18 protein-coding genes are annotated in these 16,289 nt (G+C 48.1%); 12 read left to right on the forward strand and 6 right to left on the reverse strand.

Features of this window, described 5'->3' with window-relative positions:
- Nucleotides 1-101 precede the first annotated feature (101 nt).
- Both pdsO and Q4579_RS10730 read left to right on the forward strand, forming a co-directional pair.
- Nucleotides 102-851, forward strand: coding sequence for a sortase-associated OmpA-like protein PdsO (pdsO, locus tag Q4579_RS10725; protein ID WP_303563962.1), 750 nt, complete (start codon nt 102-104; stop codon nt 849-851).
- A gap of 9 nt (nt 852-860) precedes the next feature.
- Entirely contained in the window at nt 861-1,088 is a 228-nt protein-coding gene (locus tag Q4579_RS10730) for a hypothetical protein (RefSeq protein WP_303563965.1), read from the forward strand.
- A 91-nt stretch (nt 1,089-1,179) separates the two neighbouring features.
- Here Q4579_RS10730 and Q4579_RS10735 read toward each other — a convergent pair whose 3' ends face one another.
- Nucleotides 1,180-2,136: a chemotaxis protein CheV gene (locus Q4579_RS10735; RefSeq protein ID WP_303563967.1), complete on the reverse strand. Its 957-nt coding sequence runs from the start codon at nt 2,134-2,136 to the stop codon at nt 1,180-1,182.
- A gap of 551 nt (nt 2,137-2,687) precedes the next feature.
- Between Q4579_RS10735 and Q4579_RS10740 the strand changes: the two genes are divergently transcribed.
- Nucleotides 2,688-3,041: an NADH:ubiquinone oxidoreductase gene (locus tag Q4579_RS10740; RefSeq protein ID WP_303563969.1), complete on the forward strand. Its 354-nt coding sequence runs from the start codon at nt 2,688-2,690 to the stop codon at nt 3,039-3,041.
- Between the two features lie 83 nt (nt 3,042-3,124).
- On the opposite strand, the gene nagA is transcribed toward Q4579_RS10740, so the two are convergent.
- Both nagA and Q4579_RS10750 read right to left on the reverse strand, forming a co-directional pair.
- Nucleotides 3,125-4,273 carry an N-acetylglucosamine-6-phosphate deacetylase gene (gene nagA / locus Q4579_RS10745; RefSeq protein ID WP_303563971.1) on the reverse strand — a complete coding sequence of 383 codons (1,149 nt, stop codon included), beginning with the start codon at nt 4,271-4,273 and terminating at the stop codon, nt 3,125-3,127.
- A gap of 126 nt (nt 4,274-4,399) precedes the next feature.
- On the reverse strand, nt 4,400-4,939 hold the full coding sequence (locus tag Q4579_RS10750; RefSeq protein WP_303563972.1) for a hydrolase: 540 nt from the start codon (nt 4,937-4,939) through the stop codon (nt 4,400-4,402).
- A 251-nt stretch (nt 4,940-5,190) separates the two neighbouring features.
- Between Q4579_RS10750 and Q4579_RS10755 the strand changes: the two genes are divergently transcribed.
- The gene (locus Q4579_RS10755; protein ID WP_303563974.1) at nt 5,191-5,877 is read left to right on the forward strand and encodes a VC0807 family protein; all 687 of its coding nucleotides are present in this window, start codon (nt 5,191-5,193) and stop codon (nt 5,875-5,877) included.
- A gap of 65 nt (nt 5,878-5,942) precedes the next feature.
- On the opposite strand, the gene Q4579_RS10760 is transcribed toward Q4579_RS10755, so the two are convergent.
- On the reverse strand, nt 5,943-6,809 hold the full coding sequence (locus Q4579_RS10760) for a DNA ligase (protein WP_303563976.1): 867 nt from the start codon (nt 6,807-6,809) through the stop codon (nt 5,943-5,945).
- 363 nt (nt 6,810-7,172) lie between these two features.
- Between Q4579_RS10760 and Q4579_RS10765 the strand changes: the two genes are divergently transcribed.
- Together Q4579_RS10765 and Q4579_RS10770 are read left to right on the forward strand one after the other, a co-directional pair.
- Nucleotides 7,173-7,850, forward strand: coding sequence for a chromosome segregation ATPase (locus Q4579_RS10765; protein WP_303563978.1), 678 nt, complete (start codon nt 7,173-7,175; stop codon nt 7,848-7,850).
- Between the two features lie 20 nt (nt 7,851-7,870).
- A complete protein-coding gene (locus Q4579_RS10770) occupies nt 7,871-8,221 on the forward strand; it encodes a cupin domain-containing protein (RefSeq protein WP_303563981.1) in 351 nt (116 codons plus the stop codon).
- A gap of 22 nt (nt 8,222-8,243) precedes the next feature.
- Here Q4579_RS10770 and Q4579_RS10775 read toward each other — a convergent pair whose 3' ends face one another.
- Nucleotides 8,244-9,752 carry an FAD-dependent oxidoreductase gene (locus tag Q4579_RS10775; RefSeq protein WP_303563983.1) on the reverse strand — a complete coding sequence of 503 codons (1,509 nt, stop codon included), beginning with the start codon at nt 9,750-9,752 and terminating at the stop codon, nt 8,244-8,246.
- A gap of 418 nt (nt 9,753-10,170) precedes the next feature.
- Here Q4579_RS10775 and Q4579_RS10780 point away from each other — a divergent pair, with 418 nt between their 5' ends.
- Nucleotides 10,171-11,160 carry an OmpA family protein gene (locus Q4579_RS10780; protein WP_303563986.1) on the forward strand — a complete coding sequence of 330 codons (990 nt, stop codon included), beginning with the start codon at nt 10,171-10,173 and terminating at the stop codon, nt 11,158-11,160.
- Between the two features lie 226 nt (nt 11,161-11,386).
- Entirely contained in the window at nt 11,387-12,718 is a 1,332-nt protein-coding gene (locus tag Q4579_RS10785; RefSeq protein ID WP_303563988.1) for a trypsin-like serine protease, read from the forward strand.
- A gap of 81 nt (nt 12,719-12,799) precedes the next feature.
- On the opposite strand, the gene Q4579_RS10790 is transcribed toward Q4579_RS10785, so the two are convergent.
- The gene (locus tag Q4579_RS10790) at nt 12,800-13,594 is read right to left on the reverse strand and encodes a M48 family metallopeptidase (protein WP_303563990.1); all 795 of its coding nucleotides are present in this window, start codon (nt 13,592-13,594) and stop codon (nt 12,800-12,802) included.
- A 117-nt stretch (nt 13,595-13,711) separates the two neighbouring features.
- On the opposite strand from Q4579_RS10790, the gene Q4579_RS10795 reads away from it, so the two are divergent.
- The 4 genes from Q4579_RS10795 (at nt 13,712) to Q4579_RS10810 (ending at nt 16,285) form a co-directional block, all read left to right on the forward strand.
- Nucleotides 13,712-14,149, forward strand: a complete 438-nt coding sequence (locus Q4579_RS10795) for a hotdog fold thioesterase (protein ID WP_303563993.1) — start codon at nt 13,712-13,714, stop codon at nt 14,147-14,149.
- Nucleotides 14,146-14,382: a DUF3389 domain-containing protein gene (locus Q4579_RS10800; protein WP_303563996.1), complete on the forward strand. Its 237-nt coding sequence runs from the start codon at nt 14,146-14,148 to the stop codon at nt 14,380-14,382. Before Q4579_RS10795 ends, Q4579_RS10800 begins: the two co-directional genes overlap by 4 nt.
- A gap of 278 nt (nt 14,383-14,660) precedes the next feature.
- Complete coding sequence (locus tag Q4579_RS10805; RefSeq protein WP_303563998.1) at nt 14,661-15,551, forward strand: phosphotransferase; 891 nt, start codon at nt 14,661-14,663, stop codon at nt 15,549-15,551.
- A 71-nt stretch (nt 15,552-15,622) separates the two neighbouring features.
- Nucleotides 15,623-16,285, forward strand: coding sequence for a RimK/LysX family protein (locus tag Q4579_RS10810; RefSeq protein ID WP_303564001.1), 663 nt, complete (start codon nt 15,623-15,625; stop codon nt 16,283-16,285).
- The last annotated feature ends 4 nt before the right edge of the window (nt 16,286-16,289 follow it).

The raw sequence follows: 16,289 nt of genomic DNA on the forward strand, positions 1-16,289 counted from the left end.
GAAGCCAGAACTTCTTGGTTTAATTCACTCATCGGCACACCACGGCAGCAATGCACTGGGTGGCCTCGTTGAATACTCAAACACACATGAAGGAAAGATTGATGAAAACGATGATGAAAAAACATGCGCTGTCTCTGGTGGTCGTTGCGGCAATGTCAGCAGGTTCGGGCCAGGCTCATGCAGCCTCTGCAGATGTTCAGGCACCAATTCAGCAGGAACAATGGGTTGGGATGGGTTCCGGTGCAGCAATGGGCGTGATTGTCGGGGGGCCTGTCGGTGCCGTGATTGGTGCTATGGTGGGCGGTATAGTCGGGACAGCTGTCGGTCAGGATGGGTATATCATTTCACAGCAAGCCCAATTGGAGCATCAGGCGGAAACGATTAATCACCTCAATGTTCGCAACGCAGAATTGGAACCGCTTCAGGAGAGCTACAGTGCGTTGCAGCAGGAGCTTGCAAGTTTGCGAGTGACACAGCAACAACGGGATTTAGCGCTGGCAATGAATGTGCACTTCCGTACAGGTTCTGCAAAGATAGAGCCTCATTTTCAGTCCCAGCTGGATGAAATCGCTGAATTAATGAAGCAATCACCCGAAGTGAATTGGGAGCTGTCTGGCTATGCGGACCGTCGCGGCGACACAGAGCGAAACCTGTCGCTGTCAGAAGAGCGAGCGAACCGTGTCCGGGATTATCTTGAATCACGCGGGGTGAATCCTGTTCAGATTGTGACCATTGCGTATGGTGAAGAAGAGCCACTGCAGGTTGACGAAACAGGCGAGTATGACTTTTTTGACCGCCGAGTCACTTTGCGCAGCCAGCAAGGTCCGGTCCAGACGGCTCAATCGCAGTAGGAGCTGGCTATGAATACGACTACGCGTTTTACACTCAGCAGTTGTCTGATTCCGATTGCAATCATGGTGTTATTTACTTTGCAGTTGGCGATTAAGGGGGATAAGTCGACATCTTCAATGAATTATCTGATGCAGATAAAAGGAGTGAACCATGAAACATGGCAGCATACGGAACATGCGAATATCAGTGAATCCGATCAGACGATCATTGCGTCACGGGGGCCCACTGGCCCCTGATTCCCATTTTGTCTTTCTTTTTAAGATGACCGTGCTTCACTTGAGTATAATTTACTGTTAACGCCCAGCATTTAATGAGTAATGCCTGCATTCAGCGTGCTTCGGAGGACTGCAGGCTCTCTCTCAATCTGTCTTGTACCACTTCAACCAGCAGATCGGGCTGGAATTTGGAGATAAAGCGATCACAGCCGACTTTTTCGACCATGGCCTGATTAAAGCTGCCACTCAGTGATGTATTCAGCGCGATAAACAATTCATTCATCCGCTGGTCCTGGCGAATTTCATGCGTGAGACGGTAGCCGTCCATTTCAGGCATTTCTGCATCCGTGAACATCATCAGAATTTCCTGATAGATATCTTTGCCTTCATTGCACCAGGTTTTCAGTAAGTCCAGAGCTTGCCTGCCATTGGTTGCTTCAATGACTTCAAGGCCCAATTGTGACAGGGTATCGCGGATCTGAGCGCGCGCGGTTGATGAATCATCCACGATCAGTACTTTCTGTCCATAAAGCTGACTGACGAGTGTCTGATCTAACACGGCGTCTGAGATTTCTGTATTGTAAGAGACAATTTCGGCCAGCACTTTTTCGACATCCACAATGCTGACCAGCCGTTCATGATTATCCCGTTTCACACGGGTAATGGCCGTCAGGTAATTGTTTTTTCCGGCATGCAGTGGTGGCGGCTGAATATCTTGCCAGGTCAGATTGGTAATGTTCAGGACCTGTCCAACCAGAAATCCCTGAACACTTCGGTTGTACTCAGTAATGATCAGGTTGGTTTCACTGTTTTCATCTGTTGCCCGGACACCAATCGCCTGCCGTAAATCAATAATCGGGATCGATTGCCTGCGTATTGTCGCGACACCACATACACTGGGGTGGCTGCCCGGCAGGGAATGTAAATGAGGCTGTTTCACAACTTCGCGAATCTTGAAGACATTAATCGCAAACAGTTGCGCTGAGTGGAGCCTGAAAATCAGTAGCTCCAGGCGGTTTTCTCCAACAAGCTGTGTTCGCAGATCGACTGCATCAAGAATGGTCGTCATCTTGTGATCCGATACGTTGAGTATTTATTTGGGATTTCAGGAAATTATAGAGATTTGCAAGTTAAAGTCATAAAGATCGATAAAAGCTAAGAGCAATATCTCAGTTTCAATGAGTCGAAGCCTGGACAAGGCTTTCCAATTGTTATCTCGATGAAGAACCGGGCTTCACAAAATTGAGAACTCTTCTGTATTTGTGACAAATTCAGTATTTCATCCCGCAATTCATAGCCTCAGTAACATAACTCATTGACACTGGCGGCAACCTTACCTCAAAGAGTAAATATTATTTTTCAAAAGTCACTATTTGGATGATTTTTGTCTGAATGAATGTTTGTTAACCTTTTTTTAACCTTTGCCTGGAAGCGCTTATCTGTCATTGATTTATCATGTTTCAAAATGTAAATGCATGAGTTTGAAACATTTTGACAACATCTTTGGTACGTAAGGTGACTATAAATTCGCCAGAAAAGCTGGAACAATACCCGGAAATGAAGCGGCCAGCCTAAGAATTGGCATGTGATGTTGTTCTTGGATGTTTCAGTGAGGTGTTGATGAAATTCTTGTTCATTCTTCTGATTTCAGTCATTGCTGGTGTGCTCTCGGGTGAGCATTTTCATTCGTTTATGGCTGGTTTTGGCGTCGCTTCTTTGGCTGTGGGTGTCGCTTACTGGCTGGCTTTTCGTTCAACGCAATACCCGCAAATGGCTTTTTTGCTGTTACTGACCGGATTAATGGCAAAACTGGGTGTGACTGTATTTGGCGTGATGTGGGGCCTTGAGAATCAGGTGATTCATTCACCATTCGTGTTTGCACTCTCTTATCTGTTCTTCTCGATTGTTGCCACTTATGGCTACTTTAAGCTACGTGAGTTTCAACTGAACCGTCTTGAAGCTGCACGCGCTTAACGCGAAGTGGTAGGGACAGCAACGAATCTGAATCAGGGACGTTTGAAACGGCCCTGATTGGTTTTTTGGGGAAAGGAAGTACCTTAGCGTTGTAAGAACGGGTGACGCTGACCCATTTGAACGGTGGCTGCCACGTCAAGCGTCTCGGTCAGTAATGTCAGATTGGCTTTGTAACCGGGTTGGAGCACACCATAGCTTTGATCAATGCCCAAGGCTTTCGCCGGGTACAGGCTGGCCATCCGCAAGGCTTCTTCCAGACTGAGCCCTACATGCTGAATCAGGTTTCGGACGCCTTCAATCATAGTAATCGCTGCGCCAGCAATGGTGCCATCTGCATAGTGACATTTTCCATCGGTGACGAAAGCCGGTATCCCCGCCATGTTGTATTCGGTCAGGTTGGTTCCGGCTGGCGTCACAGCATCTGTGACCATAAACAGGTGCTCTCCCAAAAGCTGGTGCGCAATTCGTACCGCTGCGTAGTCGACATGAATGCCATCCACAATAATGCCCGCAAAAGGTTTCTGGTCGAACACATAACCGACCGCACCGGGTTCCCGCGAATCGAGCGGGCTCATAGCATTGAAGAGGTGCGTTGCCATCTGAATGCCGTTTTTGGCCATCAGATCGGCGTATCTGGCATTCGTATGACCCATGGAAACAATGATTTCTGCTTGCGTCAGGATATCGATCACGGCTTGATCACACTGTTCCGGGGCGAGGGTGATGACCTTGATGCGGTCGGCATGCGACGCGAGAAAATGTGCAGTCTGCTCATCCAGCTCCCGGATACAGTCTTCCTGATGCGCCCCTTTCTTTTGCCTGCTGATAAACGGGCCTTCGAGATGTAACCCTAAAATGCCTTGATTGGCGGGTTCGTGAATACTCTCTGCCAAGGCGATGACTTCAGAAAGAGACTCAGACTGGCTGGTAATAAAAGTTGGTAAATAATGCGTTGTTCCGAAGCGCAGATTGGTCGCATTCATGGTGTCTAAGGTGGCCTGAGAGATATCTGTGTTGAGCAGAACACCGCCGCAACCATTCAATTGAATATCGATGAAACCTGCTGTGGCAAGAAGCCCGGAACCATCCAGTGTATCTGCCGGGATGATCTGGGATTGCTCGGCAACGGACATAGGCAGGATGGCATTGATGGTATCGCCGTCAATCAGGATGGCTTGGTCTTTTTCAATCGTGCTGCCATTGAACACGCTGATATGGGTAATTGCGTACATGGGCCGTTTTCCGAATGTGAAGGGAGATGGCGCAGTGGCTATCTTATTTTTCTTATGAAAATAAGATAGCCTGCATTGACCCGTGAATCAATGCTTCTGTGAAGCATTTGTTACGCGAAAACGGGGTTACTTAATCAGGTTTAAGATGGTTTTGAAGCTTTCACCCGAGGCGACTCGCTGCAGTTCAAAGAGCGCCATTTCTGTACTGCTGAGCGTGACACCAGCTTGAGACATGCGGTTCAGCGCAATGGTCTTATTATTGCCAATCCGGGAAGAAACAGCATCTGCGACCACTTCCACATGAAAGTCTTTGTCCAGTAGATCCATCGCCGTCTGATAAACACAGATATGCGCTTCAATTCCAACAAGCAGAACACTGTGGCAGCCTGATGATTTCAGAGCATCCATGAAGGCCGGGGATTGGCAACCACTGAAACAGTTTTTGGCAATGGGGGAAAGATCGGTTAGGTGTTCAGCAACTTGCGGAATTGTGGGGCCAAGTTTGTCGGGTAATTGTTCCAGCCAGAGAATCGGCAGGCCTAATGCTTTTGCGCCTTGAGTCATGACAGAGAGATTGCTGAATAAGGTTTCAGCGTCATCCATAAGTGTCGCCAGCTTTCCCTGTACATCGACAATGACAAGTGCGGTTTTATTGCGATCCAACATAGGAATATCCTTTTCAATTTTTGATGATGAATATCTTTTACATGAGAAGTTTAGTCGTTCTGTGGGGCAGGAGATTCACCGCCTAGACCATGTGCCGTTCAGACTGAAAAGTCAAGGGTGGCACTACAGCCCGCATAAGAGGGAGGTTGTCTCATTTCCCGGGCTGGAATATACCTTGTAACCTGTTTCACCTTTACATTGCGGGAAAATGGCGAAACAATGTGGCGATTCTGAAATGTACTTGATTCAATATGACTGAAAAAAAATCGAACCCGCTTACCGATCTTATCTTTAATGTGATTGTGCCCTCAGTTGTTCTGATGAAACTGAGTGGTCAGGACTATCTTGGTCCGGTAAATGCACTTGTGCTTGCTTTGGCTTTCCCGGTCGTTCTCGGGGGATATGAACTCCTTAAACATAAGAAATTCAATTTTATCTCGCTGCTGGGCTTTATCAGTGTCCTGCTGACCGGGGGAATTGGTTTACTTGAGCTGGATACGCAATGGCTTGCCATTAAAGAAGCCCTGATTCCTGGCTTAATTGGTTTGGTTGTATTCGGTTCTACCTTTACCCGCTATCCGATTGTCACGAAAATGATCTTTAATGACACGGTCCTGAATCTTGATCTGATTAAAGAGCATCTGAACAAGCATGATAAACAGGCTGAATTCAACAAGTGTCTGACGCAGTCTAATTATCTGTTTGCCAGTACTTTTGTGTTTTCTGCCGTGATGAATTACGTGCTTGCGACCACGATTGTCACCAGCCCGGCGGGCTCTGAAGCCTTTAATGAAGAGCTTGGTGAGATGACGCTGCTGAGTTACCCGATGATTGCAATTCCATCCATGCTGATGATGTTTGGAATTTTCTATTATGTGTGGCGTTCAATTCGCCGGATGACTCATCTGGAAGCGAATCAAATCTTTAAAATGCAGTAATTGCTTTGATTTGACGGAATGCACATAGGCCTGAGACATCAGGCCTTTTTTACACTTGTATTTTGTTAAAGTCCATCCGGACGGATTCTCAGGAATCGGGCAAATCTTGGAATCTGATTGCTTGTATACCCATTGTGTCTGAAAGTGATTTGGCTGCCGATTGCCGGGGGAGACAGGCGATCAGCATCCGTGAACCCTGATCCGATTTTAAACGGAGGGTGCCCCGCCATTTTGACCCAGATTGCACCCATCATCCCCTGATATTTACCTTTGCCTGGCTCATAGCCCATGACCGTGGCTTCGGCATCTTGGAAACGCTTTAACTTGAGGACGCCATCCGTTTGACCGTGCTGGTAACGTTGTGCATCCCAGTGCAACATCAGTCCTTCACCGCCGTGTTTTTCTATTTCAGTCAGCAGATTGTCCAGTGCCAGCACGGTATCCACTTTCTGTTGAGGGAGCACTTTCACGTGCGGCAGATCCAATTGGGCGACGTGTTTACTGAAATGCTGGTGGCGTTCTCCAAATGTTCCGTCATGCGCCGGTGCATCAAATATCATGAACTGAATCTTTCGCCATTGTGAGTCGTTCGGCTGCCCATCCAGTACGGTCTGCATCACCAGCGGGTAGTTTTCACGGCCAGCCCAGAGTTCGCCTTCCAGTGGGAAGTCAGGAAGGGATTCGGTAAACCAGTGCGGCGCAATGATGGGGTGACCAGACCGTGTCAGCAGTTGTTTACCTGTCCAGTGAGCTCGGATTCCATCCAGCTTTTCGCTGACCCAATAGTCTGAGAGTCTTCTGCCTTTGGGCAGGTCAATTTCTGGTTCTGAGCCACTGAGCGCCGTGGCTTTCATGACACTGAATCCCGGTGTTGCCTGAGACACTGGCGATAAAGTCAGTGTAATCAGGAATGCTAAAACAGAGTATTTCATGCGTGATGTCCTTTGAATCATTTCAAATCAGTTAAAGCACCATAAGTGAAATTTTTGTGGTTGCAGTGCAGGTGATGGAACAGGCTGCAGGAATGCGGCTGGCCTGAAGGCTTACATGATATCGGTGCAGAGTCTGTCAACGGAATTGCGAGTGATCTCCTGATAGATAGTGTTTTGTGAACCGGGGTAGAACAAGCGAATATCGCGGATAAATGAAGGTTTGACGGGTGAGATGCGCTGAGTTGAGCATCATAGAATCAATTGATTATAATATTGAAATTGTTCTGACATCCATGAAAGTGAGTATGTTAGGCTTTGCCGGTTTATGATTGCTTGTCCTGTTAGGAGTATGGAATGGTTTTGATGTCGAACTGGAAGGTGGCATTGGTTGCAGGGGTCATTGCAGGCGCTGTACTGGCGTCATCAATAGGTTATATCCGGCAACAGCCTCATTCGGCAGAACTGCAAACCCTGAGAGTACAAAATGCCGAGCAGGTTGAGCAGATTCAAAGCCTGAGTGAGCGTTTGGAAACGTTGGAATCCTTCCAGACTGATAAAGCACTGGCAGTGAAAACACTGCAGGAGGCTCTGCAAGAAAAGCAGCTTGCGCTGGATGCATTGCAAAAAGAGCATGCAAAGGAGTTAGCTTCTCTTAAACAGCAAAAGCAGCAACTGGCAGTCAGCAAAAAGAAACTGGACACCAAAGTGGAGACCCTGACGCAAGCGACGAAAATACAGCAAAGCGTATTGTCTAACTCCAAAGCACTTTACCAGCAGCAATTAGAGCTTCAGAAACAACTGAATCAGGCCGAATCGGACCTGAAGCAGGCACGTCGTGTCGCAGATGAATTCAAGAAACCCTGTGAAGAATTCAAATCTGGCAAAAGCTGGAATTGGGTGTCTCAGGCGGATTGCGATCGGTACGAGCAGAAGCTGTCGAAAGTCGCAGAAGCTGAGGTTGAGAAATCGGCGCTTCAGCAAGAACTCGACGTCCTGAACCAGAAAATTGAAGTCGCATTACCCGAGAATCAATCCGAGTAATTTCCTGCGAGAGGTGGCACATGGACCTGTGCAAGATGAATCAGGTGTCTGTTCAGAATTTACTGGATGATATCCCGGTGCATTTACCCGAGGAATGCATTCAGAACTTGATTGTGTCTCCCCATGTACGCGTGGAACGTATTGTGTCCAGAGGACACCAGACCCCGGATGGAGACTGGTATGATCAGGAAGACAACGAATGGGTCATGGTGATTCAGGGACAGGCCGAACTTGCATTTGATGGTGCGCGGCCTCCAGTCCAGATCAAAGCGGGTCAGGGGCTTTTTTTGCCAGCCCATTGCCGTCACCGGGTCAATTGGACTTCACCGGACGAGGACACACTCTGGCTGGCAATTTTCTTCCCTGCCTGAGCAATGGCCTTGATGACTGCACTCAGTCATTGACAGGTGTTTTAAGTTGTCCAACGGGGAGCGCAAGTGCTGTCGGGAAGCAACGCGCGGCAGCCAGTTGTTCCGCTTTTTCCACGATAGCCTCAAGCGACAATTGTTGTGTGGTTGAAAAGCGTTCTTCCCAGCGATTGCAGGCGCCACTTGCTGACTCTGAAATCATCCCTTCGCAGACCAATTGTTCCAGAATTCGTTCGGCTGCCGCCAGTGCCGAAGATGCCTTTACAATTTCAGCCCTCGCATAACGTTGCCCGGCAAACGAGACGTCTGCGGCGCGTAAGGACGGGTCATCCCCCGGAATTTGCTGGGCGCCAAAAAGTGGCGGACCACCAATCACCGCGGACTGATACGCCGGAATGAATTGGGCCAGATGAGCGATTGCACGCTGAGTACGTGCTTCAGCTTCCTGGGGCTGCCAGCCGTTTTTCAGCTTGGCTTTGAATGATTCGCTAAGCTCGGGTTGTGCACTTGTTGCAGTACTGCGGACAAGACCATCCTGAAACAGCGTGATCTCCGGCGTCATGCCATGGAGCTGGAAATAACCATCAGGGTAGGGAGTGAGCTGTGCCATGCCTTCAGGCGTACCACGCTGGCCGTGAAAAATAACTTCGGGCCAGTCTGCTTGGCTGTCTTGCCAGTGGGTGACATATGCGGCTTTAAATTCCACCAGACGTTGACGAGGGTGCGATGCCAGATTGTCCAGTGTGCCAGTACGATATCCACAGGCATTGATGACATAATCAACCTCGATCTCACGACTGATCACATCAGTTTTGTTTTCATCAAAAGACTGATAGGTGATCCGCCATTGATTTGGTTGCGGTAAGTGCGCCAGACCGGTGACTTGTGTGCTGGTATGTACCTGACAATGACCAAGTGCATCCAGCGCCAGAGAAACGGTCGCGGCAAGCCGGAAGACGCTGACACCATATTCCTGTACCAGGACAAAAGGATATTGGAAGTTATTCAGATCTAAGTGTCGGGCGACCGGAATCATCCAGTCATCGGCAGTCTTAGCGCAATCGGGGAGCTCCCGCTGTGCAAGCCGTTCCATGTCTTCTCGGGAATACAGTCGAAAATATTCATCAGGGTGCCCAAGAACCGCATTGCATTCATCTTGTGTCACGAGTGCCTGATAACGCTGTTTCAGCAGCTTGAGACGTGGAATGAGATGTTCCGGATGTTCTGGATCCTTGCGTGGTACAGCAATGACGGTTGGACGGATGTTGGCACTGTGCGGATACACGCGTAGTGTCTCGATGGATTGCTCCAACAGTTGCAGACACTGTTGATCTGAAATGTCCCGATATAAATTCCCACCGGCATGAAGATGGCAGATTGGCGGACCATTCACTAAGCTTGGACCTGCTTCAAACAGACTTACAGCGAAGCCTTGCTCGGCAAGCCGAAGGGCAATGGTGGAACCAGCCATTCCTCCGCCAATCACCCCGATTTTAAGATGGTTATTGGGGGGGGTATTGCTTGCGTCAGTCATATTCAATGGGAATTCATCATCATTTCAAATCTCGTACCCGGCATTTTACTCACCATTGGCACGCTTTGAAACCGTGTAATCGCGTTCAAAGGACTGTTTGTACATTTTTCTGTCAGAAATAATTTACATTGTAAATTCCCGTGAATTCTTTGTCCTTCGTCTTTGCGAACGGAGCGATCGAGATGTTTGTATACAAATGGCGCATTGTGCTGTTTGTCCGCATGAAGAGCTATGAATGACGGTTTGAACAGACCATCAATCGTTCATTTCAGTGGAAGCTGCTCATATTCTATTTCCGTCGAAAAAATGTCTTAGAAAAGATAAAGCGTCGAGATAACTTGCTCATTCCCTTGTCAAATTGGCCTTCTGTGTCTAAACCCTTAGTTGGTAGTGGTGAAATGAAAACAAGGAAATAATCATGATAAAAATAGTGAAATTCGTTCCGTTGGCGATCTTTCTTTCCGGTGCAACCTATGCTGCCACAGAGAATCCCTGGTATTTCGGTGCCCGGGTCGGTGGGACGCACTTTAATAGTTTCGATGGTGCATTGGATGGTCAGAAAAGTAATTTCGGACAGGATGACTGGGGTGGTGGGGTATTCCTTGGTTATCAATTCTCTCCATTAGTTGGCTTAGAAGGTGGTTATACCTATCTTGGAGAAGCCGATTATGATTTGGCAAGCGGTGGCTTTGAAGCTTATGGATTGGATTTGGTTGCGAAGCTGACCTGGCCTGTATCGGATGCAATCGATTTGTATGCGAAAGGCGGGGCTTTCTTTTTTAATGTCGATAATTCAGTGAATGATACAGATGGTGATGGTGTTTCCGGTACTGCAGGTGTCGGTGCTGAATTCTTTATGAATCCCAGCCTGTCTACCCGGCTTGAATACCAATATTACAATCAGGTTGGCCGTAGTGAGCCGGGCAAAGCTGATATCCATTTCTATGGTTTGAGTCTGGTGTATCACTGGGGAGCGCCTGCTGCAGCCGCAGTTGTTGAAGAAGCTGCGCCATTACCTGAGCCAGCCCCATTGCCGCCATCAACCATTCAGCCGATTCGGGTGGCATTGCCATTTGATTTTGACAGCAGCCAGCTGACACAGGAAGACTTTGACAGGTTACAGCCTATTGCGGATCGTCTTGTGAAATATCCTGACAGTAAGTTACAGGTGATTGGGCATACCGATGCTTCAGGTAAGCCGGCTTATAACCAGAAACTTTCTGAAGAACGGGCGGCAGCGGTTGCCGGTTACCTTGCCGGATACTTTAGCATTGGTATGGATCGGATTGAGATTAAAGGCTTTGGTGAGCGTGATCCGATAGCGCCGAACAATACTGAGGACGGCCGAGCGCAAAACCGCCGTGTGGAAGCCTTTATGCCTGGCATGACCATGGATAATGGCCAATAACACAATTCAACTTTCGGATAAAACAGGCCTCCTGACGCGAGGCCTGTTTGTTTTTGAGATTTTGCGATCGACGTTATGAAACGATGATTCTTTGATCCAGGTTTTTCATGTTTATTCTCTTATAAATTCCATGATTGATTAAAAGTTAGGCATGTTTCTCTGATTTCAGTCAATTTGAGTTGCGCGCAGTTCTGCGCTGAAATCTCACTGATTTAAAGGATTAATCATGAAGCAGAGAATATTTCCGTTAGCGACACTGGCTGCAGTGTTTGCCTCATTGCCGGTACAGGCTGAAACCGGTGTGAATGAGTTTGATGTAAATTACAGCCCGCGTATTGTGGGTGGAACGGATGCCGTGGCTCAGGACTGGCAGTTTTTTACCCAGATAGTCTCCAGAAATGGGAATCGGCCATTTTGTGGTGCCAGCTATCTAGGTGAGGGTTATGTCCTGACAGCAGCGCATTGTGTCGATAATGATCGACCCTCGGACATAGCGGTTAAAATTGGCGCCCACCAGTATAATGGTCACGATGGGATTCGTGCCGAAATCAGCCAGATCCATATTCACCCACAGTATCGGCGTGCAACGCTCACCAATGATATTGCAGTGCTGAAACTTACCTCAAATGTGATTGCCCCAACGGTTGAAATAGCCGCAGGCAGTCTCTCTCAGTATGTCTCGATTGGTGATGATTTACGGGTTGCCGGTGTGGGCAGACTGTTTGAGAACGGCACTAGTCCGATGATACTGCAGGAAGTCACTGTGCCATTGGTCAGCGATGCGGTTTGTCAGCAAGGTGGGGGAAGCTACCAGAATGTCGGTCTGGATAACTTCTGTGCCGGGTATGCTCAGGGACAAAAAGATTCATGCCAGGGGGACAGTGGCGGACCGATCATCGTGAAACGAAACGGGCAAATCACGCAGTTGGGAATTGTCAGTTGGGGAATTGGTTGTGCACGACCGAATCAATATGGTGTCTACTCGGATATCGCGGCTTTAAGGGATTGGGTTGATACGGTGATTTCAGGAACGGATACACCTGTTGCACTGAGCTATGAAAAACAAGTTGTTTTGCCTGATTTTCATGTGGGTGAACTGCGCCAGCACGAATTCAAGTTTACCAACACCGGCGTGGCTCCGATTTCAATCAGCGAGGCAATTGCCAAATCAACGGGTGTGACTGATGCTGCTGTCGTTGCTTCAGATACGTGTTCAGTGGCGACTTTAACTCAGAATCAAAGCTGTGCTGTTCGGGTTGAATTCGGCGCAAGTGCCGCAGGTCAGGCGGGTGTCACTGTGACGCTGCTTGCAGACCAGATTCAAGGGCCAGTCGAAGCGCATGCGACGGCGACGGCATTGGATAAGAACGGTGGCGGTCAGTATGACTTCATCTATCCGAATGGTCTGGGGCAATATCGTCCGGGGACGATTGTTTTGGCAGCCGATGGTCAGCGCTATCAGTGCCGGCCTTACCCAAGCAGCCAATGGTGTAATTTTGGTGGTGCATATGCCCCGGGCACCGGCTGGGCTTCGAAAGATGCCTGGTTGGCGCTGTAAACAGGATGGAGTGAATCACAAGCGCTTCTCTTTCAAGGCATCCTGCGTGAAGCGGATGCCTTGTTCAGCACATGATGTCTTCTATGAACGAACTGGGGCTGGGCAATTCGGGCGCTTGGCAGTCGATGGGGGTAAACGATTTATTTCTGCCCGCAGATCATCAATACGGGTTGCGTGAGCAGGGTGTGTAGACAGGATTTCAGGCGGTTGATTTCCACCGCTTGCTTTGCTCATGTTTTGCCATAAGGTAACGCTTTCACGGGGATCAAACCCAGCCTGTGACATCATGCGCAGACCAATGATGTCTGATTCTGACTCTTGCGCTCTGCCGTAAGGCATGAGTATCCCATATTGAAGTCCGAGTCCCAATCCGGCCATGGCCATTTCCTGATATTCTGTGCCACCGAGCGCAACACTGGAAATCTGCAAGCCGAGGTTGGCTAACTGGGAACGAGAGAGACGCTCATTGCTGTGTTTGGCCAACACATGCCCAATTTCATGACCGATAACAGTCGCGAGTTGGTCCTGATTCTCAGCCACATCGAGTAACCCTGTGTAAACACCAATCTTACCGCCAGGCAGCGCAAAGGCATTGACCTGGTCACTGTCGAACACAACAACCTCCCATCCTGGGAAACCATCCTGATGGCCCAGTTGAGTCGTTAATGCTCGCGTGACGCACTGTACATAACGGTTGACCTGGCTGTCTGAGCTGATTTTTTCCTTCTCCTTCATTTGTTCGAAGGACTGTGCACCCAACGTTGACATATCCTGCTCAGAAAACAGCAGAACCTGTTGTCTGCCTGTTGGAGAATTGCTGCAGGCCGCAATAAAAAGGCTCGTTGCTATCATTGCGGACAGGCGAAATGTATGCATTGCTCTCATCCTGTTCACTCCTTTGTATTTTTAGTATATGTCATGAGATCCTCCGCTTATCAGTCAAATTCAGAGATGCTATGCTGATGGGCGAATAACAATGGCTAAGGAACGTGAATGTCAATCTGGCAAAAACAATTTGACCTGAAAGATCTGAATCGGTCGTCCAAAAACACCTTGGTTGAACATATCGGCATCGAATATTGTGCTTTTGATGACAATAGCTTAACTGCAATGATGCCAGTAGATAACCGGACTCACCAGCCTTTTGGCATGTTACACGGCGGTGCTTCCGTCGTGCTTGCGGAAACTTTAGGTTCAATTGCGGCAAACATGTGTGTGGATGAGGAAAAATACTGTGTTGGTCTGGATATCAATGCGAATCACGTGCGTGCTGTCCGGACTGGCATCGTGAAAGGGACAGCAACACCGGTACATCTGGGAGCGACGACGCAGGTCTGGCAGATCACAATCACCGACGAACGGCAGCAGTTAGTTTGTACCAGCCGTCTGACGATGGCGGTTTTACGCCATAAAAAGCAGGTGACATCATGAACCTGAATTTCAGTCAGGGCAGAGTGATTGCAAATCAGCATGAGTTGGTGATTCGGCTTGAGGGGAAAAACCGAGTGACTTTGCAGGCCAGAACGGATGATATCCGGTTGATTCGTCAGCCTGTTCTGTTGACGGCCAGTGGGAGTGGTGTTCACTGGTCTGTTCATTTAGATGACGATGCTCAGTTAGCGCAATTGTCTGATGAACTTGGGATTGCAATCGAAGAAATGTGAAGTACACAGGATGTCGAACGGATTGTTGGCAGCTTTCCAGTTTTGGGGCTTGTATCGCGAAGTTCAGTTGCGTGGCTTTGAAGTGAGTATCATTTGTAACAGAATTGCGACGCTTTCCTGACTTGGAAAGCAGAAAAAATATAAGGGTAAGTACTCATTGATTTCACTGTAGAACCATCGAATCAAGAAGATATTCAAGGCGAGTGGGTCTGGAGGACCTGTATACCTTATTTTGAGTCGTACAGTGAGATAAGTTCAAGGCGTTAGAAAGGAAATCTATGCAAGAACAAAAATTGAACCAAATTGCTGTTAAGGCGTTTCGGAGCCTTTTTTCAAGGTGTCCTGACTTTTGTAATTTACAATCAACATTTTATGGTTGGGTTGCCTTCCTTTCATCAGAGAAGCAACGTGTTGTCATCAAGTTTTGTCGCCAGCCGGGAAGGCTGTGTAAAGAAATCCAGGCTTTAAAGCGTTTAAAACTATTGATTGATTGTAAAGTGCCGGAAGTTATATTTTTCGGTCAGGAAGAGGGGCAGGAATATATTGTGATGGACTGGGTGGAGGGGGTGCCCGCTTATGAGTTGCCTCAGAAAAAACAAGCGATTGATATTTTTTCTGAACACCTGACAGATTTGTTAATTGAAATGCATGATCAGCCTCAGGATCACGGCTTTGAGTTAATGGCGAATCAATATGATGCGCATTTCATACCCGCGTTTGAGACCTGGATGTCTCCTGTCCTGAGATATCTGACAAGCCAGAATTCTCCCTTCTCAACTGAATTAAAGAAACAGTACGAAAGATTATGGGAGTCGCGTGTTGAAGTGCTGTCGCCGATGAACGATGTTCCCTCTTTTGTGCATGATGATTGCCATCTGGGCAATGTTTTATTTGATCCGGAAACGTATCGGGTCACAGCGATATTAGACCCGGCGGATGCCGGTGTAAAACATCGTGAGTTTGACTTATTTCATTTGAATGATGTGCGGCCAGAACTGGACCTGATGTCACGCTATGTCGCCAAATCTCCTTTAGCCGAAGGCTATGAGGCCAGACGATGGTATTTCAGCTTATGGGATGATGCGAAGCATGCTTCGAATATTGGCTGGTATGATGAGCAGCACTTGCTGCATAAAATGAAAGCTTACCAGCGACTGTCCAAGTGTTAAAAAGGAGACTTTGAGCCAAATGCTCGAATTGTTTATGATACCTGCGAGTCAGAATTCATGGTGACGGCTGTATGAAGAAAAAGAGCTTATTGTGTTTAACCCTGTTATTGACGGGGTGTGTGTCAACCGAGAGTCATCAAACGCCAGACGCTGCAGATACGAATGGAATCCCGCCGGAACCCGAATCGATCGTCCAACCAGTCAGCCCGCCTGAAGTTGCCACGCCAGTGGAAGATGGACGGGGTGAACAGGTTGCAGTGCTGCAACCTGTCTCGAAACCAAAACCATCGGCAGTGAAGCTTAAGCCCCAACCGGCCTATCTTAAAAAAACAGTGCTGAAAACAAAAGATGGCAAACTGATTTTGGGACGCCAGGAGTGGGTGTGGTTGAGCCCGGAGAAAAAATTCGTTCGTGCGTATGTCGAACTCGATCAAAAGGAATCGACACTGGGGGTCACTGCGTTAACACCGTTTGAACGGGATGGACGGGCGTGGGTGAAGTTTAAATCTCGAGGTAAAGCATTCGAATTACCGGTTGTTCGCTGGCAGGGCAGTGAGGAAAACAAATTGGCTGTGGTTCAGTTTCGAACCCGACTGGGTGAACTGAATGATATGACAGATTTTGTTTTGGTTGATGGCAAAGAGATTCGCTTAGGGACTGATTTTACACGTGATGTTGCGATTGTCGATCTGACCCGGGAATATGTTCAGCCGAAGCAAAAGCTGACTCAGTAAAATG

It is taken from the genome of Photobacterium sp. 1_MG-2023 (genome assembly GCF_030547945.1).
Taxonomy (GTDB): Bacteria; Pseudomonadota; Gammaproteobacteria; order Enterobacterales; family Vibrionaceae; genus Photobacterium.

What these genes read in the sequence shown, in the direction of transcription:
- Q4579_RS10810 (WP_303564001.1), top strand. Translation starts at nt 15,623, where the DNA reads ATGAAGAAAAAGAGCTTATTGTGTTTAACCCTGTTATTGACGGGGTGT.
- pdsO (WP_303563962.1), top strand. Translation starts at nt 102, where the DNA reads ATGAAAACGATGATGAAAAAACATGCGCTGTCTCTGGTGGTCGTTGCG.
- Q4579_RS10760 (WP_303563976.1), bottom strand. Translation starts at nt 6,809, where the DNA reads ATGAAATACTCTGTTTTAGCATTCCTGATTACACTGACTTTATCGCCA.
- Q4579_RS10765 (WP_303563978.1), top strand. Translation starts at nt 7,173, where the DNA reads ATGTCGAACTGGAAGGTGGCATTGGTTGCAGGGGTCATTGCAGGCGCT.
- Q4579_RS10805 (WP_303563998.1), top strand. Translation starts at nt 14,661, where the DNA reads ATGCAAGAACAAAAATTGAACCAAATTGCTGTTAAGGCGTTTCGGAGC.
- nagA (WP_303563971.1), bottom strand. Translation starts at nt 4,273, where the DNA reads ATGTACGCAATTACCCATATCAGCGTGTTCAATGGCAGCACGATTGAA.
- Q4579_RS10775 (WP_303563983.1), bottom strand. Translation starts at nt 9,752, where the DNA reads ATGACTGACGCAAGCAATACCCCCCCCAATAACCATCTTAAAATCGGG.
- Q4579_RS10795 (WP_303563993.1), top strand. Translation starts at nt 13,712, where the DNA reads ATGTCAATCTGGCAAAAACAATTTGACCTGAAAGATCTGAATCGGTCG.
- Q4579_RS10800 (WP_303563996.1), top strand. Translation starts at nt 14,146, where the DNA reads ATGAACCTGAATTTCAGTCAGGGCAGAGTGATTGCAAATCAGCATGAG.
- Q4579_RS10790 (WP_303563990.1), bottom strand. Translation starts at nt 13,594, where the DNA reads ATGCATACATTTCGCCTGTCCGCAATGATAGCAACGAGCCTTTTTATT.
- Q4579_RS10780 (WP_303563986.1), top strand. Translation starts at nt 10,171, where the DNA reads ATGATAAAAATAGTGAAATTCGTTCCGTTGGCGATCTTTCTTTCCGGT.
- Q4579_RS10755 (WP_303563974.1), top strand. Translation starts at nt 5,191, where the DNA reads ATGACTGAAAAAAAATCGAACCCGCTTACCGATCTTATCTTTAATGTG.
- Q4579_RS10735 (WP_303563967.1), bottom strand. Translation starts at nt 2,136, where the DNA reads ATGACGACCATTCTTGATGCAGTCGATCTGCGAACACAGCTTGTTGGA.
- Q4579_RS10785 (WP_303563988.1), top strand. Translation starts at nt 11,387, where the DNA reads ATGAAGCAGAGAATATTTCCGTTAGCGACACTGGCTGCAGTGTTTGCC.
- Q4579_RS10730 (WP_303563965.1), top strand. Translation starts at nt 861, where the DNA reads ATGAATACGACTACGCGTTTTACACTCAGCAGTTGTCTGATTCCGATT.
- Q4579_RS10750 (WP_303563972.1), bottom strand. Translation starts at nt 4,939, where the DNA reads ATGTTGGATCGCAATAAAACCGCACTTGTCATTGTCGATGTACAGGGA.
- Q4579_RS10770 (WP_303563981.1), top strand. Translation starts at nt 7,871, where the DNA reads ATGGACCTGTGCAAGATGAATCAGGTGTCTGTTCAGAATTTACTGGAT.
- Q4579_RS10740 (WP_303563969.1), top strand. Translation starts at nt 2,688, where the DNA reads ATGAAATTCTTGTTCATTCTTCTGATTTCAGTCATTGCTGGTGTGCTC.